General features: G+C 69.7%; 20 protein-coding genes. 10 read left to right on the forward strand and 10 right to left on the reverse strand.

The annotated features are described in order from the left end of the window. Window positions 1-55: 55 nt before the first annotated feature. A complete protein-coding gene (locus tag CBM2588_RS26515) occupies window positions 56-337 on the reverse strand; it encodes a UxaA family hydrolase (RefSeq protein ID WP_012355675.1) in 282 nt (93 codons plus the stop codon). Between the two features lie 272 nt (window positions 338-609). On the opposite strand from CBM2588_RS26515, the gene CBM2588_RS26520 reads away from it, so the two are divergent. Next, window positions 610-1,578: a tripartite tricarboxylate transporter substrate binding protein gene (locus tag CBM2588_RS26520; RefSeq protein ID WP_115683235.1), complete on the forward strand. Its 969-nt coding sequence runs from the start codon at window positions 610-612 to the stop codon at window positions 1,576-1,578. 44 nt (window positions 1,579-1,622) lie between these two features. Here the strand turns inward: CBM2588_RS26520 and CBM2588_RS26525 are convergent, their stop codons facing one another. Further along, on the reverse strand, window positions 1,623-2,573 hold the full coding sequence (locus tag CBM2588_RS26525; RefSeq protein ID WP_115683236.1) for a LysR family transcriptional regulator: 951 nt from the start codon (window positions 2,571-2,573) through the stop codon (window positions 1,623-1,625). 90 nt (window positions 2,574-2,663) lie between these two features. On the opposite strand from CBM2588_RS26525, the gene CBM2588_RS26530 reads away from it, so the two are divergent. From CBM2588_RS26530 to CBM2588_RS26540, 3 genes are read left to right on the forward strand one after another with little or no spacing between them, the layout of a single operon-like run. After that, window positions 2,664-3,887 carry a CaiB/BaiF CoA transferase family protein gene (locus CBM2588_RS26530; protein ID WP_115683744.1) on the forward strand — a complete coding sequence of 408 codons (1,224 nt, stop codon included), beginning with the start codon at window positions 2,664-2,666 and terminating at the stop codon, window positions 3,885-3,887. After that, a complete protein-coding gene (locus tag CBM2588_RS26535) occupies window positions 3,884-4,894 on the forward strand; it encodes an NADPH:quinone oxidoreductase family protein (protein ID WP_115683237.1) in 1,011 nt (336 codons plus the stop codon). Before CBM2588_RS26530 ends, CBM2588_RS26535 begins: the two co-directional genes overlap by 4 nt. Next, on the forward strand, window positions 4,891-5,895 hold the full coding sequence (locus CBM2588_RS26540; protein ID WP_115683238.1) for a tripartite tricarboxylate transporter substrate binding protein: 1,005 nt from the start codon (window positions 4,891-4,893) through the stop codon (window positions 5,893-5,895). The genes CBM2588_RS26535 and CBM2588_RS26540 overlap by 4 nt, the downstream gene beginning before the upstream one ends. Window positions 5,896-5,944: 49 nt before the next feature. Here the strand turns inward: CBM2588_RS26540 and CBM2588_RS26545 are convergent, their stop codons facing one another. Beyond that, window positions 5,945-7,006: a VWA domain-containing protein gene (locus CBM2588_RS26545; RefSeq protein WP_115683239.1), complete on the reverse strand. Its 1,062-nt coding sequence runs from the start codon at window positions 7,004-7,006 to the stop codon at window positions 5,945-5,947. 74 nt (window positions 7,007-7,080) lie between these two features. Between CBM2588_RS26545 and CBM2588_RS26550 the strand changes: the two genes are divergently transcribed. The 4 genes from CBM2588_RS26550 to CBM2588_RS26565 are packed head-to-tail and all read left to right on the forward strand — an operon-like array spanning window position 7,081 to window position 11,093. Next, window positions 7,081-8,001, forward strand: coding sequence for a S1C family serine protease (locus CBM2588_RS26550; RefSeq protein WP_115683240.1), 921 nt, complete (start codon window positions 7,081-7,083; stop codon window positions 7,999-8,001). 11 nt (window positions 8,002-8,012) lie between these two features. Further along, complete coding sequence (locus CBM2588_RS26555) at window positions 8,013-9,026, forward strand: AAA family ATPase (RefSeq protein WP_115683241.1); 1,014 nt, start codon at window positions 8,013-8,015, stop codon at window positions 9,024-9,026. Beyond that, a complete protein-coding gene (locus CBM2588_RS26560) occupies window positions 9,004-10,026 on the forward strand; it encodes a DUF58 domain-containing protein (protein ID WP_115683242.1) in 1,023 nt (340 codons plus the stop codon). Before CBM2588_RS26555 ends, CBM2588_RS26560 begins: the two co-directional genes overlap by 23 nt. Then, a complete protein-coding gene (locus CBM2588_RS26565) occupies window positions 10,023-11,093 on the forward strand; it encodes a VWA domain-containing protein (protein ID WP_115683243.1) in 1,071 nt (356 codons plus the stop codon). The genes CBM2588_RS26560 and CBM2588_RS26565 overlap by 4 nt, the downstream gene beginning before the upstream one ends. Window positions 11,094-11,111: 18 nt before the next feature. Here CBM2588_RS26565 and CBM2588_RS26570 read toward each other — a convergent pair whose 3' ends face one another. From CBM2588_RS26570 to CBM2588_RS26590, 5 genes are all read right to left on the reverse strand, one after another. Next, window positions 11,112-11,708: a hypothetical protein gene (locus CBM2588_RS26570; RefSeq protein ID WP_115683244.1), complete on the reverse strand. Its 597-nt coding sequence runs from the start codon at window positions 11,706-11,708 to the stop codon at window positions 11,112-11,114. A 148-nt stretch (window positions 11,709-11,856) separates the two neighbouring features. Continuing rightward, a complete protein-coding gene (locus CBM2588_RS26575) occupies window positions 11,857-12,675 on the reverse strand; it encodes an AadA family aminoglycoside 3''-O-nucleotidyltransferase (protein ID WP_115683245.1) in 819 nt (272 codons plus the stop codon). Window positions 12,676-12,677: 2 nt separating this feature from the next. Beyond that, window positions 12,678-13,001 (reverse strand): hypothetical protein, encoded by a 324-nt coding sequence (locus CBM2588_RS26580; protein ID WP_115683246.1) that lies wholly within the window; start codon window positions 12,999-13,001, stop codon window positions 12,678-12,680. 188 nt (window positions 13,002-13,189) lie between these two features. Further along, complete coding sequence (locus tag CBM2588_RS26585; RefSeq protein WP_231942286.1) at window positions 13,190-14,188, reverse strand: tripartite tricarboxylate transporter substrate binding protein; 999 nt, start codon at window positions 14,186-14,188, stop codon at window positions 13,190-13,192. Between the two features lie 155 nt (window positions 14,189-14,343). Continuing rightward, window positions 14,344-15,825 (reverse strand): PLP-dependent aminotransferase family protein, encoded by a 1,482-nt coding sequence (locus CBM2588_RS26590; protein ID WP_115683248.1) that lies wholly within the window; start codon window positions 15,823-15,825, stop codon window positions 14,344-14,346. 82 nt (window positions 15,826-15,907) lie between these two features. On the opposite strand from CBM2588_RS26590, the gene CBM2588_RS26595 reads away from it, so the two are divergent. Together CBM2588_RS26595 and CBM2588_RS26600 are read left to right on the forward strand one after the other, a co-directional pair. Beyond that, window positions 15,908-16,531, forward strand: coding sequence for an FMN-binding negative transcriptional regulator (locus CBM2588_RS26595; protein WP_115683249.1), 624 nt, complete (start codon window positions 15,908-15,910; stop codon window positions 16,529-16,531). 67 nt (window positions 16,532-16,598) lie between these two features. After that, window positions 16,599-17,219 (forward strand): LysE family translocator, encoded by a 621-nt coding sequence (locus tag CBM2588_RS26600; protein WP_115683250.1) that lies wholly within the window; start codon window positions 16,599-16,601, stop codon window positions 17,217-17,219. Between the two features lie 23 nt (window positions 17,220-17,242). On the opposite strand, the gene CBM2588_RS26605 is transcribed toward CBM2588_RS26600, so the two are convergent. Both CBM2588_RS26605 and CBM2588_RS26610 read right to left on the reverse strand, forming a co-directional pair. Beyond that, window positions 17,243-18,742, reverse strand: coding sequence for a M81 family metallopeptidase (locus CBM2588_RS26605; RefSeq protein ID WP_115683251.1), 1,500 nt, complete (start codon window positions 18,740-18,742; stop codon window positions 17,243-17,245). A 30-nt stretch (window positions 18,743-18,772) separates the two neighbouring features. Continuing rightward, on the reverse strand, window positions 18,773-20,092 hold the full coding sequence (locus CBM2588_RS26610; protein WP_115683252.1) for an MFS transporter: 1,320 nt from the start codon (window positions 20,090-20,092) through the stop codon (window positions 18,773-18,775). Window positions 20,093-20,174 lie beyond the last annotated feature (82 nt).

A 20,174-nucleotide genomic window follows, 5' to 3' on the forward strand; every position in this document is an offset into this window, starting at 1 on the left:
ATGCGCGATGGAAGCGGAATGAAGGCGAATGGAACGCAGGCGCGGCGCGACCGGCTTACCAGCGCTTGGTCTTGATGTTGTGGACGTGGGCGTGCTGCCCCGCCTTGATCGGCGCCACTACCTTGCCGATGTCGATGCCGTACTTGTAGACCGTCTCGTTCACATCCATGTCGCGCAGCGCCACCTTGTGACCGATGGGAATCGGCTGCAGCGCGGTCACGGTCACGATCTTGTCTTCGTCCATGATCCAGGCATTGAGCTGGGTGCCGGGCTGGATCCCCTCCACCACGGCCACCGCGACGGTGTCCTTGGCGTCATGAAGCACTACGTGAATCATCGTTGTCTCCTCTCTCTGTGGGTCGGGCGTGAAATCATGGTAGGCGTTGAATTCATCCATGTCAACCAACTCATATATATGAATTCTGATTGACCTCCGGGTCCTGGCGCATAACGGAGATGGAGCGCACACCGGTCACATAGCCGACCTCCGGAGTGCTGATGGGTGACAATGTCGGCACTGCACGCTTGGCAGCGGAGCCGGATCGGTCCGCCTGGACAGTGCCGCGCCTGCCGGCGTGTTCAACCCCGGAACGGAGACATGACTTGACGATGAAAAACCGATTCGCCCTGGGCCTGCTGGCATCGGCGGCCTTCCTCGCGGCCTCGGGCGCCTGCGCCCAAGACTCCTGGCCCGCAAAGACCATCCGCTTCGTCGTGCCGTTCGCCGCGGGCGGCGCCAATGACCTGATGGCGCGCGCGGCCGCCGAAGGCGCCAGCAAGGCGCTGGGCCAGACCGTGCTGGTCGAGAACCGGCCGGGCGCGGGCGGCACCGTGGGCGCCGACCTGGTGGCGCGGAGCGCGCCGGACGGCTACACCTTCCTGATCAGCGCCGCCGGCGTGATCTCCAACAGCATGATCAAGAAGTCGATGCCGTTCAAGGACGACGCGCTGGTGCCGGTGGCGATGATCGGACTGGCGCCGTCGGTGATCGTGGTGCCGAAGAACGCGCCCTACAAGGACCTGCGCGACTTCGTCGAGGCTTCGAAGAAAGGCAATGGCTTCAATTTCGCCACCGCCGGCACCGGCAGCACCCCGCATTTCGTGGCGGAGATCCTGAACGTGAAGTACGGCGCGAAGCTGCAGCCGGTGCCTTACAAGAGCGGATCGGAAAGCACCACGGCCGTGCTGGGCGGCCAGGTGGAAGGCACCTCCGAGGCCAGCATCATCGCGTTGCCGCATATCCTGCACGACGGCAAGTTCAAGGCGCTGGCCACCACCTGGACCCAGCGCATTTCTGCCTACCCGCAACTATCCACCGCGGTGGAGCAAGGCTTTCCGGACCTGCAGATCGCGCACTGGGCCGGCGTCCATGCGCCCAAGGGCACGCCCGACGCCATCCTCGACAAGGTCGCCGCGGCAGTGGACAAGGCCATGAAAGATCCGGCCGCCGCCGCCAAGCTCAAGCAAGTGGGCATCGAACCCGTCGGCGGCACGCGCGCGGACTTCATCAAGTTCGTCGACGCGGAACGCCGTCGCCTGGGCGAGATCGTCAAGGCGGCGAAGATGCAGGAGAAATAGGCGCGTTGCCGCCACGCCGCAAAGCGCCCCGTGCCGACCCTGGCTCAACCGGCAGTCGCCGCAGCGGCGTGGCGGCTGCCCCAGTTCTCGGCCTGCCGCTCCAGGTGCTGGCGGATAAAGTCCATCAGCGTGCGCGTGGCCAGGGTCGGATAGCGGTTGGGCGCGGTCAGCATGTAGACGCTGTCGCCCACGCCCTCGGCTTCGCACTCGGCCAGCACCTCGCGCATCTGTCCCGATTGCAATTGCCGCCAGACCGCATACCGCGGCAGCAGCGCCACGCCCAGTCCGCCCATTACCGATTCGAACAGGAACGGATAGTCGCCTGACTGGATCCGCGGCGACACGCGCAGTGTCATCGGCGTGCCGGCCAGCCATACCTTCAGCGTAAAGCGCCGTCCCAGCGATGCCGGCGCAATCATGTCGCAGCGCTCCAGGTCGGCCACGGTGCGGACCGGCCCGTGGCGGTCCAGAAACGATGCCGATGCGCACAGGCACCAGCCCACCTCGCAGATGCGCCGCGCCACGTGATCGTCCGGCGGCTGCGAAGTGATCTTCAGCGCCACGTCGACCTCGGCCGGAATCAGGTCGCCAATGTTGTCGTTGATCACCACGCGCAGCGAAATCTGCGGATAGCTGCGCGCGAATTCCAGCAGCAGCGGCGTCAGGTAGAGGTGGCCCAGCCCCGTCGGCAGGCGGATCCGCACATCGCCGCGCACCACCGTGCCGAGGCTGTCGATGGCGGTATTGGCGGACTGCAGTTCATCCAGCATGCGCAAGCCATGCGCATACAGCAGCTGTCCCGCTTCGGTCAGCTCGACATGCCGCGTGGTCCGGCGCATCAGCTGCGCGCCCAGATGCTGCTCCAGCAGCTTCAGCCGGCGCGACACGTTCGAGCGCGTCATGCCGCTGCGCTGCGCCGCTGCCGTCAGCGTGCGCGACTCGACCATGGTGACGAAGAGCCGCACCAGGTTGAGATCGAAATTATTGTCAATCATCAGTCAACACCATTGGCACAAATCGAGGGATTGTTTCGGCGGTAGGCCAACCCTAGCATAAAGCTCGTGTTTATCCCTGCCGACGAGCTCATGCCCCCACTCTCCACCACCAGACCGGACGACACCGACCTGCCCTTTGCCGGCCTGCGCGTGCTGGACATCAGCCAGGGCATTGCCGGCCCGTATTGCGCTCACATCCTGTGGCAGCAAGGCGCGGAAGTCGTCAAGATCGAGCCGCCCGCGGGCGACTGGGGCCGCAAGGTCGGTGTCGTGCGCGGCGAAACCAGCGCGCTGGCACTGGCCTATAACGGCGGCAAGCGCAGCGCCTGCATCGATGCCACCACCGACAGCGGCAAGGCAGTGCTGCGGGACCTGGCGCTGCAGGCCGACGTGCTGGTGCAGAACTTTCGCCCGCAGGTGGCCGAACGGCTGGGCGTGGGTTATGCCGCGCTGGCCGCGCAACGCCCTGAGCTGGTCTATGTGTCGATCAGCGGCTATGGCGCGGATGGTCCGTATGCCGACTATCCGGCGTCGGACTCTGTCATGCAGGCGGATTCCGGACTGATGTTCGCCAACCGGGACGCCGATGGCAGCGCGCGCCGCATCGGCATGCTGCTGGCCGATGCCGCCACCGGCCTTTATGCCGCGCAGGCGTGCGCCGCGGCACTGTGCCGGCGCTATCGCAGCGGGCGCGGCGGCCATGTCGAGCTGAACCTGTTCGAGGCCTGCTGCGCGCTGCAGGCCAACAACCTGCTCGAGCATGCCCTCGGCGGCCCGTCCGCCGCGGGGCCAGTCAGCGCGCCCAACGGCGTCTATGCCAGCCACGACGGCAGCCTGACGCTGCTGGCGCTGAACGACGCGCAGTTTGGCAAGCTGTGCCGGGCGCTGGACCATTCCGACTGGCTCGAAGACCCGCGCTTTGCCGACAACGCCGCGCGCATGGCCCATGCCGCGCTGCTCAACCAGCTGGTGGCGCGCTGCATCGCCACGCGCACCACCGCGCAATGGCAGGAAATCCTCAGCCGGCATGACGTGCTGCATGCCCCGGTGCGCACCTATGACGACGTGCTCGCGCATCCGCAGGCCGCGCACCGGCAAACTTTCCAGGCCATCGCGCAGCCCGGGCTGGGGCTGCTGCCCTTTGCCGGGATCCCGGCGCGGGGCTTGCGCCGGGATGCCGGCCCCGCGCCGGCCAACGGCGAACATACCGTCGAGATCCTGCGCGAGGCGGGCTTCAGCCAGCTGGCCATCGACGACTGGCTGCGCCAGGGCGTGGCGCGGCAGGCCCCTGCGGCCAGGGCAGGTGTCAAATGAAGGCGCTGGTGTGCGAACAATTTGGCAGTGTGCACGACGTCTGCGTGCAAGCCATTCCCGAGCCGGCGCTGGCTGACCCGCATGCGGTCACGGTCGCGGTCGAGTATGCCAGCGTAAGCCATGCCACCGGCCTGATGATTGCCGGGCAGTACCAAAGGCGCCCGCCGCTGCCTTTCGTGCCGGGCACCGAGGCCGTCGGCCGCGTGGTCGCCTGCGGCGATGCCGTCACACGGCTGCGCCCGGGCCACCGCGTGGTGGCGATCGCGGACTGGGGCTGCTTTGCCGAACGGGTCACGGTGCCCGAATACACGGTCTATCGCGTGCCGGACACGCTGCCCTCGACGGTCGCGCTGCCGGTTCCGATTTCGTACGGCACGGCCTATTGCGGGTTGGTGTGGCGCTGCGCGCTGCGCCCCGGCGATACCGTGCTGGTGCTGGGGGCCGGCGCGGGCGTGGGCCTGGCCGCCGTGGAGATTGCGCGCGAGCTGGGCGCCACCGTGATCGCCTGCGCCAGCACCGAGGCCAAGCGTGCCGACGCGCTGCGGCGCGGTGCGGCGCACGCAGTGGCGCCGGCGGACCTGGCAGGCGCGGTCAAGGCCCTGACCGGCGGTCGCGGTGCCGACGTGGTGGTGGACCCCGTCGGTGGCGAGCTGTTCCAGCAGGCGCTGCGCGCGGCGGCGGCCAACGCCCGCATCCTCAGCATCGGCTTTGCCAGCGGCACCATCCCGCAGGCACCGGTGAACCTGCTACTGGTCAAGAACCTGACGCTGCACGGGTTCTTCTTTGGCCGCTATATCGGCTGGACGCCCGCCAACGAGCGCGCACAGCACGCCGCGGCGCTGCAGGACGTCATGGCAACGCTGTTCGACTGGGCCGCACAGGGCAAGCTGGCGCCGACCGTGTCCGCGACCTATCCGATCACCGGCCTGGGCGATGCCCTGGCCGCGCTGGAATCCCGCCAGGTGGTGGGCAAGGTAGCGATAAAAATCAAGGAGACAGAGACGTGAACACCCGATATCCGAAACCACATGCGATATGGACGCGGCTGCGCGCGGCGCTGGTGCTGTCGGCCGCCAGCGCGCTGCTGCCCGCCGCCGCCGGCGCGCAGGAATTTCCGCAACATCCGGTGCGCATGGTGCTGCCCTACCCGGCCGGCGGACCCACCGACCTGCTGGCGCGCGTGGTGGCGGTCAAGATGGGCGAAAGCCTGGGCCAGGGCGTGGTGGTCGACAACAAACCCGGCGCCAGCGGCATGATCGGCGCCGAAGCCGTGGCGCGCGCGGCCGCTGACGGCTACACCATCCTCGCCAATGCCTCGCTGCATGTGATCAACCCCAGCATCCAGCCGAAGATGCGCTATGACGCGTTCAAGGATTTCGTGCCAATCACGCAGCTGGCCGACGTACCGCTGGTGCTGGTGGTCAACAACGCCTCGCCGGTGAAGACCGTGCAGGACCTGATTGCCTATGCCAGGCGCGAGGCCGGCGCGCTTAACTTCGGCTCGGCGGGCAATGCCTCGGCCCAGCACCTGGCCGGCGAATCGTTCAAGCTGGCGGCCAGGGTGCCGATGCAGCATGTTCCATACAAGGGCAGCGCGCCGGCGCTGACGGATCTGATGGGCGGCCAGATCCAGCTGATGTTCGATTCCATGCCGTCCGCCATGCCGTTTATCAAGTCCGGCAAGCTACGTGCCATCGCTGTTACCACCCCACGCCGCGCGAGCGCGTTGCCTGACATCCCGACCGTTGCGGAATCCGGCTTGCCCGGCTTCGACATCAGTACCTGGTATGGCTTGTGGGCGCCGCGAGGCACGCCGGCAGCAGTAATCGAGAAGCTTGCCACGCATGCGGCTGCCGCGCTGAAACGGCCCGATGTGCGCCAGCAGTACGCGGACATGGGTGCTGAGCCGGTGGGCTCGTCGCCCGCCGACTTTGCCCGCTACAACGCCGCTGAGGGCAGGAAATGGGCGGAAATCGTGCGCCGTTCGGGGGCAAAGGCAGACCAGTAGAAATAGCGGCGGCCGCCACCTCCTCACATGACTCCGCCATCGCTTTCCCTCACCGCCTGAACCACAACATCGACAACCCACACGCCAGCGCCAGCAACGCCACCGCCCCTGCGGCGAACAAGGCACCCAATTCGGTTTCCCTGCGCTCCAGCGCAAAGCGTGCGCTGAGCTGGCGGTAGACCTGGCTCAGGTCGGCCGCCGTGCCGGCGTGGAAGTACTCGCCGCCGGTGATGGCGGCGACAGCGCGCAGCGCCGGTTCGTCCAGCTGCATGAAGTACGCCAGGCTGGACTCCGGCGCGGACGTGACCTGCTGCGAGCCGAAGCCGACGGTGTAGACGCGCACGCCGCGCTGGGCGGCCATGCGCGCGGCGTCGAGCGGGTCGGGCCCGGTGGTGCGCCGGCCGTCGCTGAGCAGGATCACCGCGCCGTGCGGGTACGAGCCGGGCTGCGCCGCCTGCTGGTTCTGTTCGCGCCGGCGCGCGGCGTCGGCCGCGGCGGCCTCGTCGAGCGAGGTGCCGCGTCCGGCGCGGTCCGAGCGGCTGCCGAACAGGATCACTTCGAGGTCGATGCCGTCTTCCGGAAACAGCACCGCCAGCGCCTGGAACAGGCCGCTGCCGGTGGCGGTGCCGCGCTGCAGCTGGAAGCGCTCGATCGCGTCGAGCATGTCCTGCCGGTTGTCGGTGGGCGGCAGCACCACCGCCGCGGTGCCGGCGAAGGAAACGATGCCCAGCCGCACGCTGGCCGGCAGCCCCACGACGAGGTCGCGCGCGGCCTGCTGGGCGGCGCTGATGCGGTTGGGCGGCACGTCGGCGGCCTCCATGCTGCGCGAGGTGTCCATCGCCAGCACGAGGGTCACGGTATCGGCCGGCAGCGTGATGGTGGCGCTGGGACGCGCGCAGGCCAGCAATGCCGCGGCCAGCGCGAAGAAGAACAGCAACGGTGGAATGTGGCGCCGCAGGCGTTGGCGCGGGCCGAGCGCGGCGCGCGGCAATGCAAGGCTTGCATACAGCACCGCCGCCTTCTTGCGCCGCGCGAGCAGGTACAGGTAGGCGGCTGCCAGCACCGGAAGCGCAAGCAGCAACCAGAGCATCTGCGGCCAGAGAAACTGCATGCCCTGCTCCTTGGCGCGTGGGTAAGAGGATGGTACTGTATTTTTTAAGGCGGGACGGGACCTCGGGGGCTGCGATGAAACGGGTGACGATCTACGGATGGGTCTCGGCGACCGTCGCGCTGGTTCTTGCCGCCAGTGTGGGCTCGGCGTGGCTGTTGCAGCCCAAGCCGCGCGCGCTGACGCAGAAGGACATCGACGCGGCCGTGCTGCACACGCTCGAGACCAAGCCCCTGCCCTCGCGCACCGCCATGGCGGCCGAGGCGGTGCGTGAATCGGTGGTCGAAATCCGCAACTTCCCCGCGCCCGCAAAAACCGCCGATGCGGCTTCCGCGCCGCAGGCCGGACGTGACGCCCCGACCACGCCGCCCGAAGCCTCACCGTCGACTCCTCCCGCCCCCACCGCCCCGCCACTGCCCAACGAACGTCCGCCCGGCAACAGCGCGGAGAACAAGCCGGAATCCCGCCACATCGGCTCGGGCGTGGTGGTGACCGAGCGCGGCGTGATCCTTACCAGCCTCCACGTGATTGCCGGAGCGCGGCGCCTGGAGCTGACCTTCCACGACGGGCACACGTCCGAGGCCACCGTGCTGCAGACGATTCCCGAGAAGGACCTGGCGGTGATCCAGGCCAAGTCGATACCCGACGACCTGCCGGCGGCAACGCTGGGTTCCAGCCGGGACCTGCTGCCCGGATCCGAAGTGGTCGCGGTGGGCTTTCCGTTCGGCATCGGGCCGTCGGTATCCGCCGGCGTGGTGTCCGGGCTGGACCGCGAGTTCGTCGCGTCGGACAACAAGCGGACCCTGGACAAGCTGATCCAGTTCGACGCGGCGGTCAATCCGGGCAACTCGGGCGGCCCGCTGGTGAACATGAACGGCGAGGTGGTGGGCATCGTCACCGCCATCCTCAACCCGGGCAACAGCGGCACCTTCATCGGCATCGGCTTCGCCACCACGATCGAAAGCGCCGGCGTATCCATCGGAACTTCTCCTTTCTGACGCGGGGACCTATGAACGACCAAGCCAGGGGCGCAGCCGACAGCGCCAACTTGATGGAACGCCTGCTGTACGAGGTAAAACGCGTGGTGGTCGGGCAGGACCATTTTCTCGAACGGGTGCTGGTGGCCATCCTGTCCGGCGGCCACCTGCTGGTGGAGGGCGTGCCTGGGCTGGCCAAGACCCTGACCGTCAACACGCTGGCGCGAACCATGAGCGGCACCTTCAAGCGCATCCAGTTCACGCCGGACCTGCTGCCGGCCGACCTGGTCGGCACGCGCATGTACAACCAGGGCACGGGCGAGTTCTCGACGGTGCGCGGCCCGGTCTTTGCCAACCTGCTGCTGGCCGACGAGATCAACCGCGCGCCGGCCAAGGTGCAGAGCGCGCTGCTGGAAGTGATGCAGGAGAAGCAGGTCACCATCGCCGGCGAGACCCATCGCGTGCCCGCCCCGTTCCTGGTCATGGCGACGCAGAACCCGATCGAGACCGAGGGCACCTACCCGCTGCCCGAGGCGCAGGTCGACCGCTTCATGATGAAGGTGCTGGTGGGCTATCCGTCGGAAGAGGAAGAAGTGGTGATCGTCAACCGCGTCACCGGCCCGCGCATCAGCGTAAGCCCGGTGGCCACGCCCGAGCACCTGAGCGCGCTGCAGGAGGCCTGCCGCAAGGTGTATGTCGATCCCAGCCTGGTCCAGTACGCGGTGCGCGTGGTCGCGGCCACGCGCAAGCCGGGCGACTACGGCCTGGCGGACCTGGACCGCTACGTGTCGTTCGGCGCCAGCCCGCGCGCCACCATCGGCCTGGTCGAAGGCGCGCGCGCGCTGGCCTACCTGCGCGGCCGCCACTATGCCCTGCCCGAGGACATGGCCGACCTGGTGCCGGACGTGTTGCGCCATCGCCTGTCGCTCTCGTATGAGGCCATGTCCGACGGCGTGACCGCCGACCAGCTCATCTCCCGCATCTCGCAGGCGCTGCCGGTTCCCGAGCGGCCCATGGAATCCCATGTTCGGGCGGCGGCGGACTAAGCCCCGGGACGCCCCGGACACCGCGCCCGGGATTGCGTCCGGCGCTGTATCCGGCGTGGCGCTGGCCGGCACCGGCGCAAACCAGACCGATGCCCTGCTGCGGCGCCTGGAATGGACTGTGGTGCGCCGCCTCGACGGGCTGCTGCAAGGCGACTACCGCACGCTGTTCCGCGGCTTCGGCCTGGACTTTGCCGACCTGCGCGAATACCACGCCGGCGACGACGTGCGCCATATCGACTGGAACGTGACCGCGCGACTGCAGACGCCGCATGTGCGCGAGTACCAGGAAGACCGCGAGGTCGCGGCCTGGTTCTTGCTGGACCTGAGCGGCTCGATCGACTTCGGCTCGGGCAGCGTGCGCAAGCGCGACCTGCTGAGCGACTTCACCACGGTGATGGCGCTGCTGCTGACGCGCTATGGCAACCGGGTGGGCGCCGTGCTCTATGGCGGCGCCGCCAATGCCGACGCCACGGTGGTGCCGGCGCGCGCCGGGCGCCGGCAGCTGCTGCACCTGCTGCACCGCATGCGCGCCACGCCGGCCGCATCGCCGGGCGACACCCGCCTGCGCGACCTGCTCGAACGCGCCCGCGCGGTGGCAAGGCGGCGCTCGGTGGTGTTCGTGGTGTCGGATTTCATCAGCGCGCCGGGCTGGCAGGCGTCGCTTGGCATGCTGGCGCGGCGCCATGAAGTGGTCGCGGTGCGGCTGGTCGATCCGCTCGAAACCGCGTTGCCAGACCTGGGACTGGTGGTGCTGCAGGATGCGGAGACCGGCGAGCAGTTGTTCGTCGATACCCATGACCCGTCCTTCCGCAAGCGCTTCGCCGCCGCCGCCGAGGCGCGCGAGGCGGAGCTGCGCCAGGCCTTCGCGCGCGCCGGTGTGGCATGCCTGACGCTGTCGACCTACGCCCGGCTCGACCTGGCGCTGCTGAGCTTCGCGCGCCAGCGCCGGCGCCAGCAAGGCAGCGCCAGGGCCGCCAACATCGCCAGGGGGGCCGCATGATCGACGCGCTCAGCCGCCTGCCCGTGTTCAGCTTCCTGTGGCCAGGCATGCTGTGGCTGTTCGCGCTGGTCGGAGGGCTGGCGGCGGGCTATGTCTGGCTCGACCGGCGCAGGCGGCACGCGGCCGGGCATTACCCGGCGCTGAAGACAGCGGGCGTTGCGACGCGGGGCGGCAGTGGCTGGCGCCGCCACGTGGCGCCGTTGCTGATCCTGCTGGCGCTGGCCGCGCTGATCGCCGCGATCGCGCGGCCCCAGGCGGTGATGATGCTGCCTTCGCGCATCGAGACGGTGGTGCTGGTGATGGACCTGTCCGGCAGCATGCGCGCCCAGGACGTCAAGCCCAGCCGCCTGGGCGCCGCCCAGCAGGCCGCCACCACCCTGCTGGACGCGCAACCCGCGGGCGTCAGCGTCGGCGTGGTTGCGATGGCCGGCACCGCCGCCGTGGCGCAGGCGCCCACCCGCGCCAGAGAGGCCGTGGCCACCGCGATCGAGCGCCTGCAGCCGCAGGGCGGCACCGCGCTGGGCAACGGCATGCTGATTGCGCTGACCACGCTGCTGCCGGAGCTCACGCCCGATGCCGAGCGGCTGATGAACGACGACACGCCGCCGCCAAGGCGATCACGGGGCCTGGCCAATCCGCCCGGCGACAGCGAGCCGGTGCAGCCGGGCTCCTATACCGCCGGCGCGATCGTGCTGTTCTCCGACGGCGAAAGCAACGCCGGCCCGGCGGCGATGCGCGCGGCCCAGCTTGCCGCCGAGCACGGCGTGCGCATCTATACCGTGGGCGTGGGCACCCCTGAAGGCGTGGTGCTCTCGGTCGACGGCTGGTCGGCCCGCGTCAGGCTGGACGAGAAGGTGCTGAAGGAAGTCGCCGACGCCACCAGTGCCGAGTACTTTCGGCTGGAGGATGCCACCGAACTGAAGCGGGTGTACCGCGCGCTCAACGCGCGGCTGGCATTCAACAAGCGCAGCCAGGTCGAGATCACCGCGCTGTTCGCCGCGCTGGGCGCGCTGCTGGCGGCGTGCGCGGGGCTGTTGTCGCTGTGGTGGTTCGGGCGCGTGATGTAGCGGGCGGCCGACGGCAAATCAGCGCGCATTGCGCGGCGTGACCGAGATCGCGATCGCCTCGGTGTAGACCGCCTGCACCTGCTCGCCGGCGCGCACCGCCTTCAGCTGCTTCGGGTCGGCGACATGCACGTCCACCATCCGGCCCTGCGGCCCCTTCAGCGTCACCATGCCGGTCTTGGTGTCGACCGCCACCACGTCGGCGGTGACCGTGACCTCGCGCCCGACCATGCCGCCCGGCTTCGCGCCCGGCGCGGCGCGCTGCGTGATCTCGCGCTCGCTGCTGGAGCGGATGCCGCTCTGGCGGTTCAGGCTGACCGACAAGGCCTGCGTGTATTCCGCCGTGACGGCATCGCCCACGCGCAGCTGCCCGAAGTTGCGCACGTCGTCGCCCACCTGCACGTCGGTGAGCTTGCCCTGCTCGTCCTTGAGCGTAACGGTGCGGGTGGCCGCATCGATGGCCGCCACCGTGGCCGTGGCCTTGACCGTGCCGGTGGTGCGCGATGCGCCCACGCCGGAAACCGAGTCGACGCGGGTCTCGGGTTGCGCCAGCGCCGTGCCGGACGCGGCGGACGCGGCGGCAAGCGCCACCGCCACGATTAGCTTGCCGGGTTTCATGCCGTTCTCCCTGGTTTCAAGGTTGCCGTGCGGCACCGCGCGCGATGGCGGCGAGGGGCCGGCGCGCGTGACGGACAGGCCTGTTAACCATAGCAGAGAGAGCAGCAAGCCGTTGGCAGCCGCCCACTGGCGCGGGCGATACCGATCCTCACCGCATGGGACTGTGCCCGGCCGGCTGCGCCAGCAGCGCCCTGACCACGCCTGCGGCGTACCGCATGAACGCCGCAACCGCCGCGCCACGCAGCACCGGATCATCCGGCCCGCCCGACAGGTACGCCGCCCGCGCCGCTGCCATCACCGGCCGTTGCGCGGCCGGCAGGCGCTCCAGCACCCAGGCGGCGGCGACGTCCTTGGGCGCGATCCGGCCGGTGGCGGCGCTATACCAGATCCGCGCCATTGCCAGCACCACATTGCGCTCGTCGCCGGCCCAGTCGCTTCCGGTCTGCCATTGCGCGACGGTATCGGCAAGCGCGGCGATGAAGTCCCGCCGGGGAACAGGTTCGAAACACGCCTCGGCCGTCGGCCCCAGCAGCGCGATGCTGTGCTGCCGCGCCTGAGTCAGCAGGATGGCGAGATCGTGGTCCGGCATCCGGCCCTCGAACATGCCGGCCTGGATGTCCTCGCGCAGCCATTCGCCGAACTGCAGTTCGCGCGTGGCCGGGTAGCGCCATGGCACCACTTCGCCGCGCGCCACCACGGTAACTTCCAGCGGCCGCCACGGCCCGGCGCTGCCGGGCGGAGCCGAGACCTCCAGCAGGTCGCGCAGCAGCGCTTGCCGCAGGGCATCGTCGGGCCCGCCGCGCGTGGTCACCAGCAGGTCGATATCGCTGTGCGGCCCCAGGCCGCCATCGAGTGCCGAACCGAACAGGTAGACACCCAGCAGCGTGCCGTCCAGATGACGTGCGATCACGGCATGGGCCAGGCGGACTTGCTGCGCGATTGCCGCGGGCAGGAATACGGCGGTCATGTTCACAGCGGCCCGGGCAGCGTCTTCAGGCCCAGCCACAGCACGCCGATGACAACGTTGACCGGCACGCACAGCGCACCGGGCACATAGAAGAGCGCCGACAGCGCCGGCGCGGACAGCATCAGCTCCACCACACTGCCCAGCGCGTAGAACAACACGCCGCACCAGAGCCAGCGCCGCATGTAGGTCAGCAGCCAATGCGCGCGCGCCTGGTTGAAGTGCCAGGCGCGCGTGCGTTCGGCGCGGTTGCCGCGGCTGGCGTCCCGGAACAGCCAGCCGAAGAAGAAATAGCGGTACAGCAGGGCGCTAAAGCTCAGCTCTTGCATGATCACTCCTTTGGCCGCTGCCAGCCGGAGGAGTGCGGAAGTCACGCGCTCGGGGCGCAAGCAGCGATGGCAGCGGCAGGCATACCACCAGCGTACCAAAGAAGTTGCGCTAACCCGAGCCACGGATGGCCCGGCATGACCGGCTGCACTGAGACAGTGCAGCCGGTCGCGCGATGATCGCACGCCGATCACTGCAGGCTGATATCGAGCTGCTGCACCACGCGCTTCTCGCGCTCGAATTGTTCGGCCGCGAACCTGGTGTAGTCCGCGCTGTTGAGGTGGGCGGGCTCCAGGTCGATGGCCTCGAGCGAGCGCAGGTAGGCCGGATCCTGCGCGGCGCGGAAGAACGCATCGTGCAGCTTCCTGACCACCGCCGGGTCCATGCCGCGCGGGCCGACGATGCCCACCAGCGAGCTGGCGCTGATGTCGTAGCCGCGCTCCTTCAGGGTCGGCACATCCTTGAATCGCGCAAAGCGCGCGTCGCCGACGATGGCCAGCGGCCGCACCTTGCCGGCGACGGCGAATTGGCCCCAGCCCGGGTCCAGCACCGCATCGATGTCGCCGCCCATCAGCGCCATCATTTCCTCGGCGCCGCCCTTGTAAGGCACGAAGGTAAATTTGGCGCCGGCGGCCCGGCCCAGCTTCTCCATCGAGATATGTCCCGAGCTGCCGATGCCGACCGCACCGTAGGTCACTTTGCCAGGGTTCGCCTTGGCGTAGGCAAGGAATTCTTCCAGCGTCTTCCAGCGCGCGTCGGCGCGCACCACCAGGCCATAGCGGTAGTTGGTCAGGCCGATGATGTAGGTAAAGTCCCTGAGCGGGTCGTATGGCGTCTTTTGCAGGTGCGGCATGCGGAAGATATTGGCCGCGACCATCGACAGCGTGTAGCCGTTCGGCGCCGCGGTCTGGGACATCACCTGGGCCGCCAGCGTGGCGCCCGCACCGGGCTTGTTGATCGGCACCACGCGCTGGTCCAGTTCCTTGCCGGCGGCTGCCAGCAGCGCGCGCAGCGAGCCGTCGGTGGGACCGCCGGGCGGGAACGGAATCCAGAACTCGATGGGCTTGGCCGGGAAATCGCCCGCCGCCGTCGCGGCCGGCGCTGCCGCCGCGCAGATCGCCATTGCCGCCATGGCCCTGGCCACGACCGATAGCAAACGCCCTCCCATGCCACGCCTTGTGATAGCCATGCGCTGTCTCCTGGTTGTCGTTCTGTTGCCGCCCGGCGTGCCGGCCGCGGTCGTTTTCGACAGACGTTAGAGCGTTGCGCCAGGTGGGCCAATTGCCGTTCTGTTCAATGTCATTGGCAGAAATGCCCGGCACGCAGCGCCGGGCGTGCCGCCGGTCAACCCGCCATCGCCGCGACCACCGTGCCCAGCACGCGCACGCCCTGCTCTATCTGCGCGCTGGTCAGGCTGGCGTAGCCCAGCACCAGGCCGGCCGCACGGGGCCGGCCCGCCCCATGCGGCCGGGCATACAGCGCCGAGACCGGGTAGACGCCCACGCCGGCGCCGCGCGCGGCGGCCACCAGTGCCGGCTCGTCCCGCGGCCGCAGCGACGGCAGCCACAGCACCACGTGCAGCCCGGCGGCGGTGCCGCTGACCTCGGCATCGCCGGGCAGGTGGCGCGCAATGCCATCGAGCAGCGCCGCGCGGCGGCGCCCGTTCTCGCGGCGCATGCGACGGACGTGGCGCTCGTAGGCGCCGCTGTCGATCAGTGCGGCCAGCACGCGCTGCTCCAGCACGGGGGCATGGCGGTCGGCCAGCCGCTTGGCCAGGCCGAACACCGGCACCAGTTCCGGCGGCAGCACCAGGTACCCCAGCCGCAGCTGCGGCGACAGCGCCTTGGAGAAGGTGCCGACATAGATCACGCGGCCATCGGTGTCGATCGCGCGCAGGGTATCGATCGGCCGCTGGCCGTAGCGGAATTCGCCGTCATAGTCGTCCTCGACGATCCAGGCGTCGTGGCGCCGGGCCCATTGCAGCAGTGCCTGCCGGCGCCCGATCGGCAGCACGCCCCCCAGCGGGAACTGGTGCGACGGCGTCACGTAGGCCAGCCGGACCCGGTCCGCCGCGGGCAGGCTGGCGGTATCCATGCCATGCCCGTCCACCGGGACCGGCAGGCACGTCGCGCCGGTGGCCTCGAAGCAGCGCCTGGCCATCAGGTAGCCGGGCTCTTCAAAGGCGAAGGTATCGCCGTCATCCAGCAACAGCCGCGCGCACAGGTCGATGCCCTGCTGCGAGCCATGCACCACCACGATCTGTCCGGCGTCGCATGCCAGCCCGCGAGCGCGGCGCAGGTAGCCCTGCAGCGCGCGCCGCAGGGCTGCCTCGCCTTCCGGCGCGGCGTAGCACAGGCTGTCGTGCTGGCGCAGCAGCTCGGCCTGCCAGGCGCGCCGCCACGCCAGCGCCGGGAAGTCGCGCCAGGCCACCGCGCCGTAAAGGAAATCGAAGCGCACCGGCTCGGCCGGCGGCGCTGCCGGCAGCCCCAGTGCCGCCACGCGGCGGCCGAACTGCGACAGCGCCGGTTCCCTGGCGTGCCGCGCGGCATCCGGCCGGGCCGGCGGGGACGCCGCCAGCGGGCTGGCAACGCGGGCCGCCCGCCCCCTCGCCGTGACCAGGAAGCCCTCGGCCGCCAGCTGTTCATAGGCGGCGGTCACGGTGGTGCGCGATACCCCCAGCTCGGCCGCCAGGCCGCGCGTGGACGGCGCCGGCGCGCCGGGCGGCAGCGTGCCGTCGGCGATCTGGGCGCGCAGCAGGTCATAGATGCGGCGTCCCGCGCCCGTAGCGCCGGAATGCGTGCCGCCGGACTGGTCGAACTGGCCCATTCAAATTCCTGGAAACTGGACCTTCCGATTGTGCCAGTTGTCGGCGACAGTATCGAGCATCCGATCGCGCCGAGCCCCCACGATGTACCGCCCCGACCATTTCGCCGAGACCCGCCCCGACGCCCTTGCCCGCATCATGCATGCGCACCCGCTGGGCATGCTGGTCACGCACGGCCAGCACGGCCTGGATGCCGACCATCTGCCGTTCGAATTCGACCCCGGCGCCGGTGCCAACGGCGTCCTCACCGCGCACGTGGCGCGGGCCAACCCGGTCTGGCAGCGGTGTCCGACCGGCACGCCGGTGATGGTGGTGTTCCGCGGCGCCGAGGCCTATGTCTCGCCGAACTGGTACCCGAGCAAGCATGAGACGCATCGCCAGGTGCCGACCTGGAACTACGAGGTGGTGCACGCGCACGGCATCCTCACCGTGCGCGACGACGAGCGCTTCGTGCGCGGCCTGGTGGCGCGCCTGACGCGGCGGCACGAGGCCGCCGAAGCGTGCCCGTGGAAGATGGGCGACGCCCCGCCCGACTACCTCGACGCCATGCTGCGCGGCATCGTCGGCCTCGAGATCGCCGTGACGTCGCTGGTGGGCAAGCGCAAGCTCGGCCAGAACAAGGACACGCGCGACCGCCTCGGCGTGGTCGACGCGCTGGAGGCGCGCGGCTGCGCGGAACTGGCGCAGTCGATGCGCAACGCGGTCTGATCCGGCTTCGCCGCAATCCACGCCGGCACGGCCGCAACCCTGCCTCATCAACAAGGAACCCCGAACCATGTCGCTGATCCCCTTCCTGATCGCCGCAGTCGTGCTCGCCATCACCCCCGGCCCGGCCATCGCCTATGTCGTCGCGCGAACGGTGGCCGGCGGACGATCGGAGGGCCTGGCCTCATGCCTGGGCACCGGCCTCGGCGGCTTGCTGCATGTGCTGGCCGCGGCCGCGGGCCTGTCGCTGGTCATCGCCCAGTCCGCGGTGGCGTTCAGCGTGCTCAAGTACCTGGGGGCAGCCTACCTGGTGTACCTGGGCGTGCGCATGCTGGTGCGCAAGGCCCCGCCCGCCACAACGGTCGCGGCCGTGCCGTCGCGCGGCGCGCGCCGCGCGCTGATGGAAGGCGTGGTGGTCGAGGTGCTGAACGTCAAGACCGCGCTGTTCTTCCTGGCGTTCCTGCCGCAGTTCGTCGCGCCCGGCGCAGCGGCCGTGTCACAGCTGGTGCTGCTGGGCTGCATCTGCGTCGCGCTCAACACGCTGGTCGACGTGGTCGTGGTGTTTGCCGCGCACCGCCTGCTCAGGTCCGGGGCCGCGAGCGCGGCACGCGCGCGCCTGATGACCCGTGCTTCCGGTGTCACGATGGTGGGGCTGGGCACCTTCCTGGCGCTGGCGCGGCGCGAGGCATAGCAGACCGCGCCACCCTGCCGCCCTCATCGGGGCTGGAAAGGCCTGCCCATCGGTTTGAGCCGGATGCCCGGCGCCAGCCGGGTCCAGGGCAGGTCCGCGGGATCGGCCGTCATCGGACCCGGCGCCTTGGCCACCAGCACGGCCTGCGCAATGCCCTGGAAATCCGCGCGGAAGTGCACCGAGCTCTTATTGACCAGGATCTTCATCGCCTCGGGCTCTACCCCGCCCACGCGGAACAGGTTGCGGTCGAGCATCTGGGCCTTGCCGGCGCTGACCACCACCTGCACATCGTCGATGCGCAACAGTGCCACCGGGCCGACATCGGCCTGCATGCCGTGCATCATCGGCCCGCCGTAGCGGCATACGCCATCGGACAGCTTCAGCACCTCGAAGCTGCCCTGCAGCGGCGCGTCGCCGGGCACCCCGGATACGCCCCCGAGCGCGACGTCGATGGTCGCGCCCACGCCGGCGCGGTGCGCCTCGGCCGCCGCGGCCGGATCCCAGATCAGCCCGATCGCCGCCTGCCGCGCGCCGTGGCGCAGCAAGGCCCGCAGCATGCCCATGGTGTTCGAATCGCCGCCCGCGCCGGGGTTGTCCTGCGTGTCGGCGATGACCACCGGCCGCGTGGCCCCCGCCGCCAGCCGCATGGCTTCGAGCACGGCCTCGTCGGGCGAGAGGAACGGCACCTCCCAGGCGGGCTCGTCGGCCAGCATCCGGTCGTACAGCGCCTGCACCGCGGCTTCGGCCGCGCCGGCGTCGTCGCCATAGCCCCAGATCACCGGACCGCATTCCGGGAAATCGGCGGCCGGGAAGCCCGGCGCGAACGACAGCGACACCACGTCGCCGCGTTCGCCCTGCTGCAACAGCGCGTACATGCCGCGCGCCGGCTCCAGCATCGTGCACATGCCGTTGATGGGGATCAGGAACGGCAGCCGTCGCACCGCGCAGTGCAACAGCCCCTTGTGCGCCAGCAGTCGCTGCACCAGCGCCGCGGCGCGCGCGCCGGTCTCGGCCATGTCTACGTGCGGGTAGGTGCGGTAGGCCACCAGCGCGTCGGCGGCTTGCAGCATGGCGTGCGTGACGTTGGCGTGCAGGTCGAGCGAGGCAACCACCGGCACCCCGGGGCCCACCGCCGCGCGGATACGCTCGAGCAGCGTGCCCTCGCCGTCGTCGGTGTGCTCGGCTACCATGGCGCCGTGCAGGTCGAGATAGACCGCGTCGAAGCCGCCAGCGCGCGCCGCGCCGACGATCTCGCCCGCGATGCGCTCGTACGCGTCCTCGGTCACGTGCGTCGACGGGCTGGCGCCGGCCCAGATCACCGGCAGCAGCGTCCAGCCGTAGCGTTCGGCGGCGGCCATGAAGCCGCCGGCCGGGATGTTGACGTCGCGCAGCGCGCGCATGTCGTCGCCGCGCACCATCGCGGGAAAGCCCTCGCCGCGCTCGAAGCTGGCGTAAGTTGCCTTTGACGGCGCAAAGGTATTGGTCTCGTGCTGGAAGCCGGCGACCAGGATCCGTGTTGCCAAGGTTCTTCTCCGTGAAACAAAAGTCCGGCGTCACGCCGGCGACACCGCGCCCTGCGGCGCCGGCATCCGGTTGGCCACCAGCACTGCCGCGCCGGCCAGCAGCAGCGCCACCATCACCAGCAGGCCGGCCTGCATGCTGCCCGTGGCGGTGCGCACGGCGCCGATGATGGTGGGGCTGAGGAAGCCACCGATCAGGCCGATGGTGTTGATCAGCGCAATGCCGCCCGCCGCGGCATCGCCCTTCAGGTATTGCGACGGGATCGCCCAGAACACGGTATAGGCGGCCCACATCATCGCCGTGGCAATGGTCATGCACAGCAGCGACACCGGCAGGTTGCCGCTGGACTGCGTCGCCACGGCCAGCGCCACCGCGCCGGTAAACGCTGGCACCGCGCTGTGCCAGCGGCGCTCGCCGCGGCGGTCCGAGCTGCGGCCGATCACCAGCATCGCGATCGCCGCGGCAATATAGGGAATCATCGAATACAGGCCGATCTGCATGGTGTCGGTGACGCCGTCCGCCTTCAGGATAGACGGCAGCCAGAAGCTCACCGCGTAGATGCCGCAGATCATGGTGAAGTAGGCAAAGGCCAGCAAGTACACGCGCGGATCGCGCGCCACCTGGCCGAACGAGTGGTGCCCGCCCGCGGGCGCCTGCAGTTCGGCGGCCAGCATGCGCTTTTCCGCGTCGCTGAGCCAGCTGGCGTCGGCCGGGCGGTCGGCCAGCACGCGCAGGGCCAGCGCGCCAAGCAGCACGCAGGGCAGCCCTTCGACCAGGAACATCCATTGCCACCCGGCCAGCCCGTGCGCACCGGACAGCGCCGTCATCAGCCAGGTGGACAGCGGCGAGCCAAAGATGCCGCCGATGGGGCCCGCCAGCATCACCACCGCCATCACGCGGGCCATGCGTTGCTGCCCGTACCAGTAGGTCAGGTAGAAGATCATCCCGGGGGCGAAGCCGGCCTCGAACACGCCAAGCAGGAAACGCAGCACGTAGAACGTGGTTTCGTCGCGCACGAACATCATGCCCGCCGAGGTCAGCCCCCACAGCACCAGGATGCGGCTGATGGTCTTGCGCGCGCCGATCCGGGGCAGCAACAGGTTGCTCGGGATCTCGAACAGTACGTAGCCAAAGAAGAAGATGCCCGCGCCCAGCCCGTACACCGCGTCGGAAAAGCCCAGGTCGCTCTGCATCTGCAGCTTGGCGAAGCCGATGTTGACGCGATCCAGGTAGGCAAAGGTGTAGCACAGCAGCAGGAACGGCAACAGGCGCCAGTTCAGCTTGCGGTACAGCGCCTGCTGCGCGGCGCCGGCGCCTTCCGTGAGGTGGCGTGGGGGCAGGGTTGCGGACATGTCGATCTCTCCCGTGGTGGTCCGGCTCTTGTGGACGCGATGTCTTGCGGTGGCGGGCGTTGATCGTCTGGCATCTGAAAAA

It is taken from the genome of Cupriavidus taiwanensis (genome assembly GCF_900250075.1).
GTDB lineage: Bacteria > Pseudomonadota > Gammaproteobacteria > Burkholderiales > Burkholderiaceae > Cupriavidus > Cupriavidus taiwanensis_C.